The sequence below is a fragment of the Streptomyces sp. NRRL B-24572 genome (assembly GCF_002156145.1).
Classification (GTDB): domain Bacteria; phylum Actinomycetota; class Actinomycetes; order Streptomycetales; family Streptomycetaceae; genus Streptomyces; species Streptomyces vietnamensis.
Window position 1 is genome coordinate 1 of record NZ_MWIG01001098.1, and the last position, 517, is coordinate 517.

A 517-nucleotide genomic window follows, 5' to 3' on the forward strand; every position below is an offset into this window, starting at 1 on the left:
GTCACCCGCGAAACGGATGATCACCCGGTCGAGCCGGCGCACTTCCTTCTCGGTGCCGTGGTGGGGCGTCGCCGGAGCGCTGCGCTGCTCCCCGACCAGGGCCTCACCGGCCTCGCTACTGACCTGGCTGGTCACTGAACTGGACCTCCCTCGCGGCAAGGGGACTCTCCGCCGGAGGCGGGGAGAAGGCTCGGGGCGCGGCAGGCGGCCTCTGTGTGGAGATCACCTTCCGTCCCAGGCCCACCCTACGACGGTAAGGGGGGCCTTCCCGGGACTTCTCACATCGCGGACCTCTTTTTGAGACGCCCTCTTGCCCTGAATCGTCACGTTCTGTCGCCACCCGGAGTGTTCCGGAAAGTCTGATTCCGCCTCATCCTTTGGAACTGGGACCAGGATATCTGACAGCGTGTCAGATGATCAGGACTTCAGGTACGTCAATACGGCGAGTACCCGGCGGTGATCACCGTCACTCGGGGAGAGGCCCAGCTTCAGGAAGATGTTGCTGATGTGCTTCTCC

General features: G+C 64.0%; 1 pseudogene. It reads right to left on the minus strand.

Annotated elements, in window-relative coordinates:
• Positions 1-417: 417 nt before the first annotated feature.
• Positions 418-517: pseudogene (locus CCN56_RS42395) on the minus strand (DNA-binding response regulator); the annotation flags it as partial.